Below are 15,013 nucleotides of genomic sequence, written 5' to 3'. Positions count from 1 at the left end.
CCGGGTTTTTGCGCGCGGCCCTGGGGTGACGCTTGCCTGGCGCCGAAACCGGAACATGCCGTCAACTCAATCAGGCCGCCTCGGCAAACTCGGTATCTTGCCAGCGTGGCGACAGATTGTGCGGGACATCGAGCAGGTCGAGCGCGCGGGCCACGCTGTCGTTGACGATGTCGCCAATGGTCTGCGGATGCAGGTAAAACGCGGGCACGGGTGGGCAGATGATGCCGCCCATCTCGGTCACGCTGAGCATGTTGCGCAAATGCGTCAGGTGCAGCGGCGATTCGCGCACCAGCAGCACCAGGCGGCGGCGCTCCTTGAGCATGACATCGGCCGCGCGCGTCAGCAGGTTGTCGCTCAGGCCGTGCGCTACCGCTGCCAGTGTCTGCATGCAGCAGGGCGCAATCACCATGCCGCTGCAGGCAAAGGAGCCGCTGGCAATGCTGGCTCCCACGTCGTCGGCGTCATGCACCTGATCGGCCAGGTCTTCGACGAAGTCGCGGTCCATGCGCAGTTCATGCTCGATATTGCGCCATCCGTCGCTTGACACCACCAGGTGCGACTCGATGCCCGGTGTCTCGCGCAGCACCTGCAGCAGGCGCGCGCCGTACACGGCACCGCTGGCGCCCGAGATGGCAACAATGATGCGGCGCGGGGCAGGCGATGGGTTGAAAGCGGCGCTCATGGGGCGGTGGCGCCGGGCGCCAGGTGGGACGGCAGTGCGCCTACGGGTCGAGGCAGTTCAAAAGAAGTAGTTGCAGTCATTTCGGTCCGGGTAGTCAGGCCACATAAAGCAGCACGGTGAAGAAATGGCAGATGCTGCCGCCAAGCACAAACAGGTGCCACAGGCCATGGCCGTGGCGAACTTTATGGTCGGTGGCATAAAAAGCAATGCCCAGCGTATAACAGGCACCGCCCGCCGCCAGCCAGGCAAAGCCTGCAGGTGTCAGAGCATGCCACAGCGGCAACACCGCCACCATGGCAAGCCATCCCATGAGTATATAAATGATCAGTGAGGCGACGCGCGCGCCTTTGGCCAGCCAGACTTCCTGCACGATGCCGACCACTGCCAGCCCCCAGATCACGCCAAAAATCCACCAGCCCCAGATGCCGCGCAGCGACACCAGCGCAAACGGCGTGTAGGTGCCGGCAATCAAGAGGTAAATCGAGCAGTGGTCGAATTTGCGCAGCACGTTCTTGGCCGGCCCGCGCACGCTGTGGTAGAGCGTCGAAAACACATACAGCGTCACCAGCATGGCGCCGTAGATGCTGAAGCTGACGATTTTCCACGGGTCGCCCAGGCGGGCCGCCAGCACGATCAGCACCGCCGAACCGGCCAGCGCCAGCGCTGCGCCAATCAGGTGGCTGATGCTGTTGAAGCGCTCGCCGTGGTACATGGGTGTTCAGGCCGGTAGGTTATTGATTGGTGAAGTGGGTCATCATTTTCGCCATCAGCATAGCGCCTGCCGCTTTCAATGGCCGCGAAGCGATGAAAATTGTCGCGGGCCGTGTTTGTCTGCCATGCCTGAGCCCACAAGCAAAAAGCCCCGCAAGTCATGAACTTGCGGGGCTTTTTACAAATCTGGTGGTGATAGGTGGATTTGAACCACCGACATCAGCATTATGAATGCTGCGCTCTAACCAACTGAGCTATATCACCTAGCGAGCAGAATTATAGCCAATTTTCCAGCGGCTTTTTCAGCGATTCTTGAACTCGGGCTTGCGTTTGTTGACGAAGGCGTCCATGCCTTCCTTCTGGTCTTCGGTGGCGAACAGCGCGTGGAACAGGCGCCGCTCGAACATCACGCCGTCGCTCAGGCTGCTTTCAAAGGCGCGGTTGACCGCTTCCTTGGCCGCGAACACGCTGGGCTGGCCGTAGCTGCAGATCATCAATGCCGCGCCCAGCGCCTCGTCCATCAGCTTGTCCAGCGGCACCACGCGGCTGACCAGCCCGGCGCGTTCGGCCTCGACGGCATCCATCATGCGGCCGGTCAGCGCCAGGTCCATGGCCTTGGCCTTGCCGACGGCTCTGGGCAGGCGCTGCGTTCCGCCGGCGCCCGGAATGATGCCCAGCTTGATCTCGGGCTGGCCGAACCTGGCGTTGTCGGCGGCGATGATGAAGTCGCACATCATCGCCAGTTCGCAGCCGCCGCCCAGCGCAAAACCGCTGACGGCCGCGATCACCGGCTTGCGGATTGAGCGGATCTGTTCCCAGTTGCGCGTGATGTAGTCGTTGTTATAGACATCGGCAAAGCTGTAGTTCGCCATGGCGCCGATGTCGGCGCCGGCGGCAAAGGCTTTTTCGCTGCCGGTCAGGATGATGCAGCCGATGCTGTCGTCGGCGTCAAAGGCTTTCAGCGCGCTGCCCAGCTCGTCCATCAGCTCGTTGTTCAGCGCATTGAGCTGCTTGGGCCGGTTCAGCGTCACGATGCCCACCTGGCGCGAATCCGGGCCTTCGGTAGAAGTCACAATCAGTTCATAGGTCATGGTTCGGTCCTCTTTAGAAGGCTGAATCATGCCATGTTCATGGTCGTTTTCCACCCTGGAGCGGCAGTTGCGGGCCGCACCGGGCTCAGGCTTTGGACTCCAGCCACTCGTTGATGCGCGCCTCGTTCTTGACCGCCAGCCGCCAGGTCGTCAGTGGCGGCGGCAGGGTCAGTTCAAGCCGCACCAGCCGCTTGTCGCGCGACACCAGTGCGATGACCTTTTTCGCATCCCCGGCGTAAAGCGTCAGGTCATCGAGCCGGCTCATGCGCCAGCCCGTGTCAGCCTGCGGCTTGCCGGCCGACTCCAGCCCCAGCCATTCGTCGCCGGCCGAAAAGCCGGCCTGCTCGGCCGCTGTGCCGCGCAGCACGGTCTTGATCTGGACGCTGTGGTTTTCAGCCACCCGAAGGCCCAGCCGCTGCGCCAGTTGCGCGGGCTCTTCGAGCACCGCCACGCCGTGCTGCTCCAGCAATTCCTTCAGCGGCAACTCGCCGCGCCCATGCACCCAGGCGGCCAGTTCGGGCGCAAACGAGCGCAGGCCCAGCGTTTCCAGCACGGCGGCCACGTCAAGCTCGCGCATGGCCCCGGCCTTGCAGCGCTTCCAGAGTGCGCGCATCGCATCGTCGAGCGTGGCGCCGTGCGTGGTGCGGCCTTCGCTGCGCAGCGTCAGGTCCAGGCACAGCGCCACCAGCGCGCCCTTGGCGTAGTAGCTGATGGTCGCGTTGGGCGTGTTTTCATCGGGCCGGTAGAACTTGACCCAGGCGTCGAAACTCGCCTCGGCCACCGACTGCACCAGCCGCCCGGGCGCCTGCAAGACCTGGTTGATGGCGGTGGTCAGCAGCTTCAGGTAGCCGGCGTTGTCCAGCAGCCCGGCGCGGCGCAGCAGCAGGTCGTCGTAATAGCTGGTGAAACCTTCAAAAAACCACAGCAGTTCGGTGTAGTTCTCGCGGTCATGGCGATAGCTTTCAAACTCCGCCGGGCGCAGGCGCTTGACGTTCCAGGTGTGGAAATACTCGTGGCTGATCAGGCCCCTCAAGGTGGTGTAGCCGTCGGACACCTTGGCGTCGCCCTGGCGCGGCAGGTCTTTTCGGGTGCAGATCAGCGCGGTCGAGTTGCGGTGCTCCAGCCCGCCGTAGCCGTCGTCCACGGCGTTGAGCATGAACAGGTAATTTGTGAAGGGCGGCTTCTTGCTGCCGTGCCAGAAGCGGATTTCGGTCTCGCAGATCTTCTGCGTGTCGGCCAGCAGCCGCGCGCCGTCAAAGCTGGCCGCCGCCGCGCCCGCCACGACAAAACGGTGCGGCACGCCACGCGCGGTGAAGCTGCCGCTCCAGAACGGCCCCATTTCGACCGGGGCATCAACCAGTTCGTCGTAATCGGCCGCCACATAGCAGCCAAAACCCTGGCCGTCGATTTTTTGCGGCGCCAGGCCGGTGGCGACCGACCATCCGCTCATGGCTTTGGAGGCAGGCAGTTCCAGCACATGCGCCAAAGCCTCCTGGCCCTCGACCTTGAGGCACAAGCTGGTGCCGTTGAAAAACCCCCGGCTCGCATCCAGCCAGGCGGTGCGCACCGAATTGTCGTGGGCATAGACCTCGTAGCGCAGCACCAGCGCGCTGGCAGGCGAGCAGGCGATCTGCCAGCTGCATTTGTCGAGCTGCTCCACGGCCAGCGGCGCCGGGCTGCGGCTGCCCTGATGCGCCTGCAGGCCCTGCAGGTTTTTTGAAAACTCGCGCACCAGGTAGCTGCCCGGTATCCACACCGGCAGCGACACCCGCTGCAGCGCCGCCGGTTTGGCAATCGTCAGCGTGACGCGAAACAGGTGGGCATGCAGGTTGCCCACCTCGACGCGGTAATGAAGCGGGGCAGGGGTGTTTCGGGTAGAGGTGGCCATTGAAGGGAAAAGGGTAGGCCGGGCTGGCTGCAAGGCAGATGCCGGATTTGCTATTAAAAAAGGAGCTAACTACGTATGCCCCGCTTGCACAAGAGGCACTATTTTCCAATAAACGCCTGCGCAGCAAGCGCGGGAGGCGGGAATTACGGCGCCTTGGCGCTGGCCAGCGTTTTTTCGATCTGCTCGGCACCGATGGCGCCAGGCACCCGTGAGCCGTCGGCAAAGAACAGGGTCGGCGTGCCGGTGATCTTGTACTTTTTGCTGAAGGCCAGGTTGCGCTCCAGCGCGGCCGTGTCGCAGCTGGCCTTGGCGGCGGCCTGGTCGCGCACCATCCAGTCGAGCCAGGCTTTGTTCTTGTCCTTGGCGCACCAGATGTTTTTCGACTTTTCCACCGAGTCGGCGCTCAGGATGGGAATCAAAAAGGTGTGGATCGTCACGTCGTTGACCTTTTGCAGGTCGCGCTCGAAGCGTTTGCAATAACCGCAGTTCGGGTCTTCAAACACCGCCAGCTTGCGTTTGCCGTTGCCGCGCACCTGGGTGAAGGCGTCCTTGAGCGGCAGCGCGGCAAAGTCGATGGCGCTGAGTTTCTCGACGCGCTCCTCGGTCAGGTTGCGCTTGGCCCGGGTGTCGATCAGGTTGCCCTGCAGCAGGAAGTTGCCCTCGGCATCGGTGTAGAAAATGTCGCTGTCGTTGACGCGGATTTCATACAGCCCGTTCATCGGCGTCTTGCTGACTTCGTCGATCTTGGCAAGCGCCGGCAGCCGTTCGGCCAGGTTCTTGCGAATGACCGCCTCCTGCGCAAAAGCAGAACCCAGGCTGCAGGCCAGCAGGCCGGCGAGTCCAGCCTGCTTCAAGCCGGCGGTCAATTTGATTAATTTCATGGTGTTCCTGGTTTCTCAACAAAATTTCGACAATTTCAAATCACAGGCCAGCAGCCTGCCGCGTCACCCAGCGCTTGAGCAGGCTGCTGCGCGCAAACCCCTTCATGCCCCAGTTGCGCAGCATCTGCCAGCGCTCATCGGTCTGGGCGAACAGGCCGTGCAGCCCGTCGGTCACCGCGCCCATGGCGGCCACGTCGGCCTTGCGCGCCCGCTCGTAGCGGCGTAATAATTTTTCATCGCCCAGTGCGCGCCAGTATTCGCGCTGCCCCAGCACGCCGGCCAGGCAAGCCGCATCGGCCAGCCCCAGATTCAGGCCCTGGCCCGACAGCGGATGCACGGTGTGCGCCGCATCGCCGGCCAGCGCCCAGCCATTGCCGACCCAGTGGTCGGCCTTGGACAGCGCCAGCGGCCAGCTGGACCGCTCGCTGGTCAGCCGCAAGCTGCCCGCTTCCAGGCCGCAGACCGCTTGCAGGGCGGCGCAGAATTTTTCCGGCGGCATCTGCTCCAGCGCCTCGGCGCGCTCCACAGAGACAGACCAGACCAGCGCCACAGAGTTCCCTTCGCTGCCTCCCAGCGGCAACAGCGCCACGATGTCGCCGCCCGCAAACCACTGGCGCGCCACGCCCTGGTGCGGCTGGTCGGCGTCTAACCGGGCGGCAATGGCTTTTTGTGGATAGGGCTTGACGGTCCACTGCACGCCGAATTCATCGCGGCTGCTGCTCTTCTTGCCTTCGCAGATCACGGTCAGCGCGGCCTTGGGCGGCGCCGCCACGGTCTCGATCTGCGGCTGGTAGCGCACCGCCTGGATCAACTGCTGCTCCAGCGCGGGCACATCGACGATCCAGGCCAGCGCGTCCTGCGCCACGCTGCCGGCGGTGAAGTCAATCTGGCCGCCGTCGTCGCCCCAGACCTGCATCTCCGTGACCGGCGTGGCAAATGGCGCATCGGGCCAGACGCGCAAGGCCTCCAGCACCTTGCGCGACGCGCTGTTCAGGGCATAGGCGCGTACATCGGCCGTGGCCGGTTCGGCCGGCGTTTTCTGGGGCCGGGTGACCAGCGCCACGCGCAGGCGCTCGCGCGCCAGCAGCAGGGCCAGGGTGCGGCCCACCACGCCGTCGCCGCGAATACAGACATCAAAGGTTTTGGACATGAGCCATTTTAGGAGGGAGTGCAAAATCCTTATTTTGAGGAACCCCGGGTTTCCTTCATCCACATCAACAAGAACAGGACAAGACGTGAGTGATTCATCAAATGCAGCGCTGGCCGATGCGCCTTCCGATGTGGCGGCAGTCATTTCCCGGCTGTATGTCTATCCGGTCAAGTCCTGCGCCGGCGTTCAGGTGGAGCAAGCCATCCTGCTTGATACCGGGCTGGAATTCGACCGAGCCTGGATGGTGGTCGATGGCCAAGGCAGCTTTTTAACCCAGCGCGAACTGCCGCGCATGGCGCTCATCAAGCCGCAGCTCAAGCACTTCGAGATGATCCTGCGCGCCCCCGGCATGCTGGCCCTGCACATCGCGCTTGACCAGGTCGAGGCGCCAGCGCGGGTCACGCTCTGGAAGGACGAGGTGGCCGCCTACGACATGGGGCCGCTGGCCGCGCAGTGGTTCACCGATTTTCTGGGTGTGCCGGCGCGGCTGGTGCGCTTTGACCCGGAGCACAAACGCATCAGCAGCCTGCACTGGACGGACGGCATCGAGGCGCTAAACCAGTTCAATGACGGCTACCCGGTGCTGGTCATCAGCGAAGCCTCGCTGCTCCAGTTCAATGCAAAGCTGGCCGCCCAGGGCTTTGCCGCCGTCGGCATGGAGCGCTTTCGGCCCAACATCGTGCTTGGCGATGCGTCGCAGGGGCTCGAACTCATGCCGCACGACGAAGACCGGCTCGACCTGCTGCAGATCGCCACAGAGCAAGGCCCGGTTCGGCTCAAGCCCGTCAAGCCCTGCCCGCGCTGCCCGATTCCCAATATCGACCCGGCCACCGCCCTCAGCAGCCCCGAGGTCGGCGACCTGCTGCAAGGCTACCGCCAGGATGCGCGCGTGGGCGGCGCGGTGACGTTCGGCATGAACGCCATCGTGCTGCAGGGCATCGACCATTTGCTCAGGGTCGGCCAGAGCGTCGGCGCCAGCTACCATTTTGATTGATGAGCGATTCCACCCCTCCGTCCGCACCGCCGGAACCCGCTCGCTTGACGCGCGCCGGCCCGGCGAGCGGCTGGATGCGCTGGCTGCCGGGCTTGCTGGCCTTGCGCCACTACGAAATCGCCTGGCTGCGCCATGACCTCGTGGCCGGCCTGGTGTTGACCACGGTGCTGGTGCCGGTCGGCATTGCGTACGCTGTGGCGTCCGGCCTGCCGGCCATTTCGGGTCTGTACGCGACCATCTTCGGGCTCTTGGCCTACGCGCTGTTCGGGCCAAGCCGGGTGCTTGTGCTGGGCCCGGATTCTTCGCTCGTGGCCCTCATTCTGGGCGTCGTGCTGCCGCTGTCCGGGGGTGATCCGCAGCGCGCGCTGGCGCTGGCGGGAATGATGGCCGTGGTTTCCGGCGCCTTGTGCGTCGTGGCCGGCTCGGCGCGCCTGGGTTTTGTCACCGAACTGCTCTCCAAGCCCATCCGCTACGGCTACATGAACGGCATCGCGCTGACCGTGCTGGTCAGCCAGCTGCCTGCGCTGTTCGGCTTCTCGGTCAAGGGCGACGGGCTGCTGGAGAAAACCCTGGCGCTTATTCATGCAGTAAGCGCCGGCAAGACCAACTGGACCGCGCTGCTGCTCGGCTCGGGCACGCTGGCCGTGATTTTTTGGCTCAAGCGCAGCAAACGGCTGCCGGGCGTTTTGATCGCCGTGGTGGGCGCGACCGTCACGGTCGCCGCGCTGGACCTGTCCACGCGTGCGGGCGTGTCGGTCCTCGGCTCGCTTCCCCAGGGGTTGCCGGCCCTGGTTTTTCCCTTGATCACCTCTAGCGACATCGTTCCGGTGCTGCTTGGCGGGCTGGCCGTGGCGCTGGTGTCTTTTGCGGACACCAGCGTGCTGTCGCGCGTGTATGCCGCACGCGCTGGCGCCTTCGTCGATCCGAATCAGGAAATGGTGGGTTTGGGGATGGCGAACCTGGCGGCGGGCATCTTTCAGGGCTTTCCGATCAGCGCGAGCACTTCGCGTACCCCGGTCGCCGAGGCGGCCGGGGCCAAGACCCAGCTGGCGGGCATCGTCGGGGCCATCGCCGTGGCCGGGCTGCTGATGGTGGCGCCCAGCCTGCTCAGGAACCTGCCCACCGCCACGCTGGCCGCCGTGGTGATTGCTTCGGCCATCGCACTGATCGAGGTCAAGGACTTGCGCCGCATCTACCGCATCCAGCGCTGGGAGTTCTGGCTGTCCATGGTCTGCATGGCCGGCGTTGCGGTGCTCGGGGCCATCGAAGGCATAGGCCTGGCGATTGTGATTGCCGTCATCGAGTTCCTGTGGGACGGCTGGCGCCCACACTTCGCGGTGCTGGGCCGGGTCGATGGCGTCAAGGGCTACCACGACATCACCCGCTACCCGCACGCCCGCATCATCCCGGGGCTGATGCTGTTCCGCTGGGATGCACCGCTGTTCTTCGCCAACGCCGAGCTGTTTCGGGAGCATGTTATGGGCGCCGTGGCCGCGTCGCCGACGCCCGTGCGCTGGCTCGTCGTCAGCGCGGAGCCGGTCACCAGCGTGGACGTCACCGCCGCCGACGTGCTGGAAGAACTCGATGAAACCTTGCACGCCGCCGGCATCGAACTGTGCTTTGCTGAAATGAAGGATCCGGTCAAGGACAAGCTCAAGCGTTTCGGCCTTTTCTCGACGCTTGGCGAGCAGCGCTTCTTTGCCACGCTGGGCCAGGCCGTCAGCAGCTATCTCAAGGCCACCCAGGTGCCGTGGGTGGACTGGGAGGACCGGCAGGAGCGGAGCCGATGAATCGGTGCGGCCCTCCCCGTGAACCCGGCCTTGGCGACTCATTACAATTGGCGGAGTTCTTTCCGGACAAAACCCGGTACAAAGCCGGGTGCAAGCTTAGCGTCCGGACGGGGTTGTTCTCAGCCCCGAAGCCTCCTGCTGGTCCACGCCGGAGTTAATGATTTCTAAGGAATATTGATGAGTTTGAAGTGCGGCATCGTTGGCTTGCCTAACGTCGGAAAATCCACCCTGTTCAATGCGTTGACCAAAGCGGGCATCGCGGCGGAAAATTACCCTTTCTGCACCATCGAGCCCAATGTGGGCATCGTCGAAGTGCCTGACGCGCGGCTCGATGCGCTGTCAGCCATCGTCAATCCGCAAAAGGTCCAGCGCGCGATTGTCGAGTTCGTCGATATCGCCGGCCTGGTCGCTGGCGCCAGCACCGGCGAAGGCCTGGGCAACAAGTTTCTGGCCCACATCCGCGAGACTGACGCCATCGTCAACGTGGTGCGCTGCTTTGAGGACGACAACGTGATCCACGTCGCCGGCAAGGTCGATCCGATTGACGACATCGAAGTCATCCAGACCGAACTGTGCCTGGCCGATCTGGCGGCGGTTGAAAAAGCCCTGCACCGCGTGGGCAAGCTGGCGCGCTCGGGCGACAAGGACTCGGCCAAGCTGGTCGCCATCCTCGAGAAATGCCAGGCCGCACTGAATGAAGCCAAGCCGGTGCGCACGCTCGATTTCAGCAAGGATGAGCTGCCGCTGCTGCAGCAGTTTTTCCTGATCACCGCCAAGCCCGCGATGTTTGTCGCCAACGTGGCCGAGGACGGATTCGAGAACAACCCCTTCCTCGACCGCCTGACCGCTTACGCTGAATCGCAGAACGCGCCGGTGGTCGCCATCAGCGCCAAGCTCGAAGCCGAAATGGCCGAGATGAGCGACGAGGACCGGCAGATGTTCCTCGAAGAACTCGGCCAGACCGAGCCCGGCCTGAACCGCCTGATCCGCGCCGCCTACAAGCTGCTGGGCCTGCAAACCTATTTCACTGCCGGCGTGAAGGAAGTGCGCGCCTGGACCATCCATGTCGGCGACACCGGCCCGCAGGCCGCCGGCGTGATCCACACCGATTTTGAGAAGGGCTACATCCGCGCCCAGACCATCGCGTTTGACGACTTCATCGCCTTCAAGGGCGAGCAGGGCGCCAAGGATGCCGGCAAGATGCGCGCCGAAGGCAAGGAATACGTCGTCAAGGATGGCGACGTGATGAACTTCCTGTTCAGCTCCTGAGCCTGAATTGGCGGGCGGTGCCGGGAAAACCCCGGCACCGCCCCATTTTTTAAGCCTTATTGGCCGTTTGCGCAATAACCACGGGCGCAAGCAGCTATTTATTTGATAGCGTTCAGTTTTATTTCAACCGGACTCACCAGGACGCATGCAGCCATGACCGAACCGGTACGACTCGCCAAACGCCTTGCCGAAATGCTGGCTTGCTCACGCCGCGAGGCCGAACAGTACATCGAGGGCGGCTTTGTCACTGTCGATGGCGTGGTGGTGGAAGAACCCCAGTTCCGCGTGCAGAACCAGGCCATCGCGCTGTCGCCCGACGCCAGCCTGCTGGCGCTGACGCCGGTAACCATTCTGCTGCACAAGCCGGCGGGCTACGAGGCCAGCGACACGCCGGGCGCAAACCCCGCCTCCGCCGGCAAGACCGCCGCCCAGCTGCTGACCGCCGCCAACCATGCCTCCGACGACCGTTCGGGCATCCGGCCGCTGAAAAAGCATTTCTCCAGCTCCGAACTGCTCACGCCGCTGGCGACTGCGGCCAGCGGCCTGGTGGTCTTTTCGGGTGACTGGCGCGTGGCGCGCAAGCTGCGCGAAGACGCCCGGGTGCTGGAGCATGAGGTGGTGGTCGAGGTCAGCGGCGAGATCAAGCCCGGCGGCCTGGAGCGCCTGAACCGCATCGACCACGGCTTTACCTACCGGGGCGCATTGCTGCCGCCGGCCAAGGTCAGCTGGCAAAGCGAAACCCGGCTGCGCTTTGCGCTCAAGGGCGAGGTGCCGGGCCAGATTGCCTACATGTGCGACAGCGTCGGGCTCAAGATTGAGGCGATGAAGCGGCTGCGCGTCGGCCGCATGCCGCTCAGCCAGCTGCAGCCCGGGCAGTGGCGGTATTTGATGCCCTACGAGCGGTTCTAAACCCCGAGCACGCCCGGAAACGCCCAGATCAAACTGCCGGTCATCAGGAAGTAGCGCATGAACTTGCCGATGGCCATGTAGGCCAGGCAGGCCCAGAACGGAAACTTGAGCCAGCCGGCCACCGCGCACAGCGGGTCGCCGACGACCGGCAGCCAGGCCAGCAAACAGGCCTTGGGGCCGAGTTTTTCAAGCCACCGGACGGCGCGGCCGTGATGGCTTGAGTGCGGATATTTATCGACCACCTTGTGCGCGCCGTAGCCTATCCACCAGTCAAGTGCGCCGCCCAGCGTGTTGCCGGCGGTGGCCACCATGACGGCCGGCCAGAACATCGCCGGATTCAGCTTGACCAGCCCGAAGACCACCGGCTCGGAGCCCAGCGGCAGCAGCGTCGCTGAAATAAAGGAGACGATGAACACCGTGCTCAGTCCAAATTCAGGCAGGGCCAGCAGTTCGATCAGGTGTTGTATCCAGGCTTCCATAGGGGCTTGAGTATAGGCAGGCAGGGTGCCTTCGCCTTGCCAGCCAGGCGTTTACAAATTCACATCCAGATTTCAATTGCTGAAAATTTGGGCAGCTACAATCGTGCCTCCTTTTTCGGCAACCCCAGGTTTTCACTCTCCTCCATGAACATCGGTCCTTATGCTTTGGCAAACAATGTGTTTGTCGCGCCCATGGCCGGCGTCACGGACCGGCCGTTTCGCCAGCTGTGCAAAAAGCTGGGGGCGGGCTATGCGGTCAGCGAGATGGTGACTTCGCGCCGCGACCTGTGGGACACGCTCAAAACATCGCGCCGCGCCAACCATGAAGGCGAAGCCGCGCCGATTGCCGTGCAGATTGCCGGCACCGACGCGCGGATGATGGCCGATGCCGCCGCCTACAACCTGGACCGCGGCGCCCAGATCATCGACATCAACATGGGCTGCCCGGCCAAGAAGGTCTGCAACAAATGGGCCGGCTCGGCGCTGATGCAGGACGAAACCCTGGCGCTGCAGATCATCGAGGCCGTGGTCGCTGCCTGCCTGCCGCACGGCGTTCCGGTGACGCTCAAGATGCGCACCGGCTGGGCGCAAAGCCACAAGAATGCCTTGAGCATTGCGCGTGCCGCCGAAAGCGCCGGCATTCAGATGCTGGCCGTGCATGGCCGCACCCGCGAGCAGGGCTACAAGGGCCTGGCCGAATACGACACGATTGCCGAGGTCAAGGCCGCGCTGCGGATTCCGGTGGTGGCCAATGGCGACATCGACAGCCCTGAAAAAGCCCGCGACGTGCTGGCCTACACCGCCGCCGATGCGCTGATGGTCGGCCGCGCCGCGCAGGGCCGGCCCTGGATTTTTCGCGAGCTGACGCATTTCATGGCCACCGGCACGCACCTGGCGCCGCCGCTGGTGGCCGATGTCAAGTGCCTGCTGCTCGACCATCTGCTTGACCACTACGCGCTGTACGGTGAATTCACCGGCGTGCGCACGGCGCGCAAGCACATCGGCTGGTATGTGAAGACCCTGCCGGGCGGAGAAGCATTTCGCGGGCAGATGAACGGGCTGGAGGATTGCCGGGCGCAGCTTGAGGCGGTGAATGACTATTTTGAGGCCTTAAGCGAGCGGATGGACCGCATCCCGGCCAGTACCCAGGGCCATGGCGCCTCGGTACAGGAACGAATGAACAACGATAAAAATGAGGAGGAAGCTGCACTATGAGCAAAAGTAATCTCGAAGAATGCGTGCGTCACAGCCTGGAAGGCTATTTCCGGGATCTGGACGGCATCGCCCCCGATGGCATGTACGACATGATGGTCCGCGTGGTTGAAAAGCCGCTGCTGGAAGTGGTCATGCAGCATGCCGAGCAAAACCAGTCGCGCGCCGCCGAATGGCTGGGCCTGAACCGCAACACCCTGCGCAAAAAGCTGGTCGAGCACAAGCTGATCAAATAACGCGAACCCTGCTTCATTTATTTACATTTGAACCCGCATCTCTATAAAGACACCCATGAACGCCTTGATTTCCGTTTCCGATAAAACCGGCATCCTCGAATTTGCCCAGGCGCTGCACGCGCTGGGCATCAAGCTGCTGTCCACCGGCGGCACCGCCAAACTCTTGCTTGACGCAGGTTTGCCCGTGACCGAAGTCGCGGAACACACCGGTTTTCCGGAAATGCTCGATGGCCGCGTCAAGACGCTGCACCCGAAAGTCCATGGCGGCCTGCTGGCCCGGCGCGACCTGCCCGAGCACATGGCGGCGCTGCAAACGCACGGCATCGCCACCATCGACCTGCTGGTGGTCAACCTCTATCCGTTTGAAGCCACGGTGGCCAAGCCCGGCTGCACGCTGGAGGATGCGATTGAAAATATCGACATCGGCGGCCCGGCGATGGTGCGCTCGGCGGCCAAGAACTGGAAGGATGTCGGCGTGCTGACCGATGCGTCGCAGTACGCCGGCGTGCTGGCCGAACTCCAGGCCGACGGCAAGCTGACCGACAAGACCAGGTTTGCCCTGTCGGTGGCCGCCTTCAACCGCATCAGCCAGTACGACGGCGCGATCAGCGACTACCTGTCGTCAGTCGCGTTTGACGCGGGCAAGCTCTCGGCGGCCTATGTGCCCGAGCGCGCGCTGTTCCCCGGCCAGTCCAACAGCCAGTTCACCAAGCTGCAGGACTTGCGCTATGGCGAAAACTCGCACCAGCAGGCCGCGCTGTACCGCGACCTGTACCCCGCGCCGGGCTCGCTGGTGACGGCCAAACAGCTGCAGGGCAAGGAACTGTCGTACAACAACATCGCCGACGCCGACGCCGCCTGGGAATGCGTCAAGAGCTTCACCGAGGCGGCCTGCGTCATCGTCAAGCATGCCAATCCCTGCGGCGTGGCCGTGGGCGCGGACGCGCTTGAAGCCTACAGCAAGGCTTTCAAGACCGACCCGACCTCGGCGTTTGGCGGCATCATTGCGCTGAACTGCCCGCTGGACGAGCGCGCGGCGCTGCAGATTTCGAAGCAGTTCGTCGAAGTACTGATGGCGCCAAGCTTCACGCCCGAGGCGCTGGAAGTCTTCAAGACCAAGGTCAACGTGCGGATTCTGCAGATCGAACTGCCGCCCGGCGGCGACACGGCCTGGAAGCAAGGCCGCAACCTGATCGACGTCAAGCGCGTCGGCTCGGGCCTCTTGATGCAAACCGCCGACAACCACGAGTTGGCCCTGGCCGACCTGAAGGTGGTCAGCAAGCTGCAGCCGACACCGGCCCAACTGCAGGATTTGCTGTTTGCCTGGAAGGTCGCCAAGTACGTCAAGTCCAACGCCATCGTGTTCTGCGCCGGCGGCATGACCATGGGCGTCGGTGCCGGCCAGATGAGCCGCCTCGACTCGGCCCGCATCGCCAGCATCAAGGCCGAGCATGCCGGCCTGTCGCTGGCGGGCACGGCGGTGGCGAGCGATGCCTTCTTCCCGTTCCGCGACGGGCTCGACGTGGTGGTCGATGCGGGCGCGAGCTGCGTGATCCAGCCCGGCGGCTCGATGCGCGACCAGGAAGTGATTGACGCGGCCGACGAGCGCGGCGTGGTCATGGTGCTGTCCGGCGTGCGGCATTTCAGGCATTGATCCTGGCGCCAGCGAATCGCTGGCCCGGAATCAAAAAAAGCGGCCTGGGCCGCTTTTTTTATAAGAA

General features: G+C 63.8%; 14 protein-coding genes and 1 tRNA gene. 7 read left to right on the top strand and 8 right to left on the bottom strand.

Annotated features, from left to right (window positions below; genetic code table 11):
* Positions 1-70 precede the first annotated feature (70 nt).
* The 7 genes from PNAP_RS16840 to PNAP_RS16810 all read right to left on the bottom strand — a co-directional run bounded on the left by PNAP_RS16840 (position 71) and on the right by PNAP_RS16810 (position 6,403).
* Complete coding sequence (locus PNAP_RS16840; RefSeq protein WP_011802739.1) at positions 71-682, bottom strand: UbiX family flavin prenyltransferase; 612 nt, start codon at positions 680-682, stop codon at positions 71-73.
* Between the two features lie 94 nt (positions 683-776).
* A complete protein-coding gene (gene trhA / locus PNAP_RS16835; RefSeq protein WP_011802738.1) occupies positions 777-1,394 on the bottom strand; it encodes a PAQR family membrane homeostasis protein TrhA in 618 nt (205 codons plus the stop codon).
* A gap of 186 nt (positions 1,395-1,580) precedes the next feature.
* Positions 1,581-1,657, bottom strand: a tRNA-Met gene (locus PNAP_RS16830).
* A gap of 38 nt (positions 1,658-1,695) precedes the next feature.
* Positions 1,696-2,484, bottom strand: a complete 789-nt coding sequence (locus tag PNAP_RS16825; protein WP_011802737.1) for an enoyl-CoA hydratase — start codon at positions 2,482-2,484, stop codon at positions 1,696-1,698.
* A gap of 85 nt (positions 2,485-2,569) precedes the next feature.
* Positions 2,570-4,372 (bottom strand): M61 family metallopeptidase, encoded by a 1,803-nt coding sequence (locus tag PNAP_RS16820; RefSeq protein ID WP_011802736.1) that lies wholly within the window; start codon positions 4,370-4,372, stop codon positions 2,570-2,572.
* A 143-nt stretch (positions 4,373-4,515) separates the two neighbouring features.
* Positions 4,516-5,253: a DsbC family protein gene (locus PNAP_RS16815; RefSeq protein WP_011802735.1), complete on the bottom strand. Its 738-nt coding sequence runs from the start codon at positions 5,251-5,253 to the stop codon at positions 4,516-4,518.
* A 40-nt stretch (positions 5,254-5,293) separates the two neighbouring features.
* Complete coding sequence (locus PNAP_RS16810; protein ID WP_041376769.1) at positions 5,294-6,403, bottom strand: FAD-dependent monooxygenase; 1,110 nt, start codon at positions 6,401-6,403, stop codon at positions 5,294-5,296.
* An 85-nt stretch (positions 6,404-6,488) separates the two neighbouring features.
* On the opposite strand from PNAP_RS16810, the gene PNAP_RS16805 reads away from it, so the two are divergent.
* From PNAP_RS16805 to PNAP_RS16790, 4 genes are all read left to right on the top strand, one after another.
* Positions 6,489-7,397, top strand: coding sequence for an MOSC domain-containing protein (locus PNAP_RS16805; protein WP_011802733.1), 909 nt, complete (start codon positions 6,489-6,491; stop codon positions 7,395-7,397).
* Positions 7,397-9,187, top strand: coding sequence for a SulP family inorganic anion transporter (locus tag PNAP_RS16800; protein ID WP_011802732.1), 1,791 nt, complete (start codon positions 7,397-7,399; stop codon positions 9,185-9,187). The genes PNAP_RS16805 and PNAP_RS16800 overlap by 1 nt, the downstream gene beginning before the upstream one ends.
* Before the next feature lie 177 nt (positions 9,188-9,364).
* Positions 9,365-10,456 carry a redox-regulated ATPase YchF gene (gene ychF / locus PNAP_RS16795; RefSeq protein WP_011802731.1) on the top strand — a complete coding sequence of 364 codons (1,092 nt, stop codon included), beginning with the start codon at positions 9,365-9,367 and terminating at the stop codon, positions 10,454-10,456.
* A 153-nt stretch (positions 10,457-10,609) separates the two neighbouring features.
* Positions 10,610-11,365 (top strand): rRNA pseudouridine synthase, encoded by a 756-nt coding sequence (locus tag PNAP_RS16790; protein ID WP_011802730.1) that lies wholly within the window; start codon positions 10,610-10,612, stop codon positions 11,363-11,365.
* On the opposite strand, the gene PNAP_RS16785 is transcribed toward PNAP_RS16790, so the two are convergent.
* Positions 11,362-11,844, bottom strand: a complete 483-nt coding sequence (locus tag PNAP_RS16785; protein WP_011802729.1) for a YqaA family protein — start codon at positions 11,842-11,844, stop codon at positions 11,362-11,364. The two genes, PNAP_RS16790 and PNAP_RS16785, sit on opposite strands and share 4 nt — an antisense overlap.
* A 144-nt stretch (positions 11,845-11,988) precedes the next feature.
* Here PNAP_RS16785 and dusB point away from each other — a divergent pair, with 144 nt between their 5' ends.
* The 3 genes from dusB to purH are packed head-to-tail and all read left to right on the top strand — an operon-like array spanning position 11,989 to position 14,946.
* Positions 11,989-13,059 (top strand): tRNA dihydrouridine synthase DusB, encoded by a 1,071-nt coding sequence (gene dusB / locus PNAP_RS16780; RefSeq protein ID WP_011802728.1) that lies wholly within the window; start codon positions 11,989-11,991, stop codon positions 13,057-13,059.
* A complete protein-coding gene (locus tag PNAP_RS16775; protein ID WP_011802727.1) occupies positions 13,056-13,292 on the top strand; it encodes a Fis family transcriptional regulator in 237 nt (78 codons plus the stop codon). Before dusB ends, PNAP_RS16775 begins: the two co-directional genes overlap by 4 nt.
* 55 nt (positions 13,293-13,347) lie before the next feature.
* On the top strand, positions 13,348-14,946 hold the full coding sequence (purH, locus tag PNAP_RS16770) for a bifunctional phosphoribosylaminoimidazolecarboxamide formyltransferase/IMP cyclohydrolase (RefSeq protein WP_011802726.1): 1,599 nt from the start codon (positions 13,348-13,350) through the stop codon (positions 14,944-14,946).
* The last annotated feature ends 67 nt before the right edge of the window (positions 14,947-15,013 follow it).

It is taken from the genome of Polaromonas naphthalenivorans CJ2, assembly GCF_000015505.1.
GTDB lineage: Bacteria > Pseudomonadota > Gammaproteobacteria > Burkholderiales > Burkholderiaceae_C > Polaromonas > Polaromonas naphthalenivorans.
Note: the sequence above shows the minus strand (reverse complement) of the source record. Positions and strands in the feature narration are given on the sequence as shown.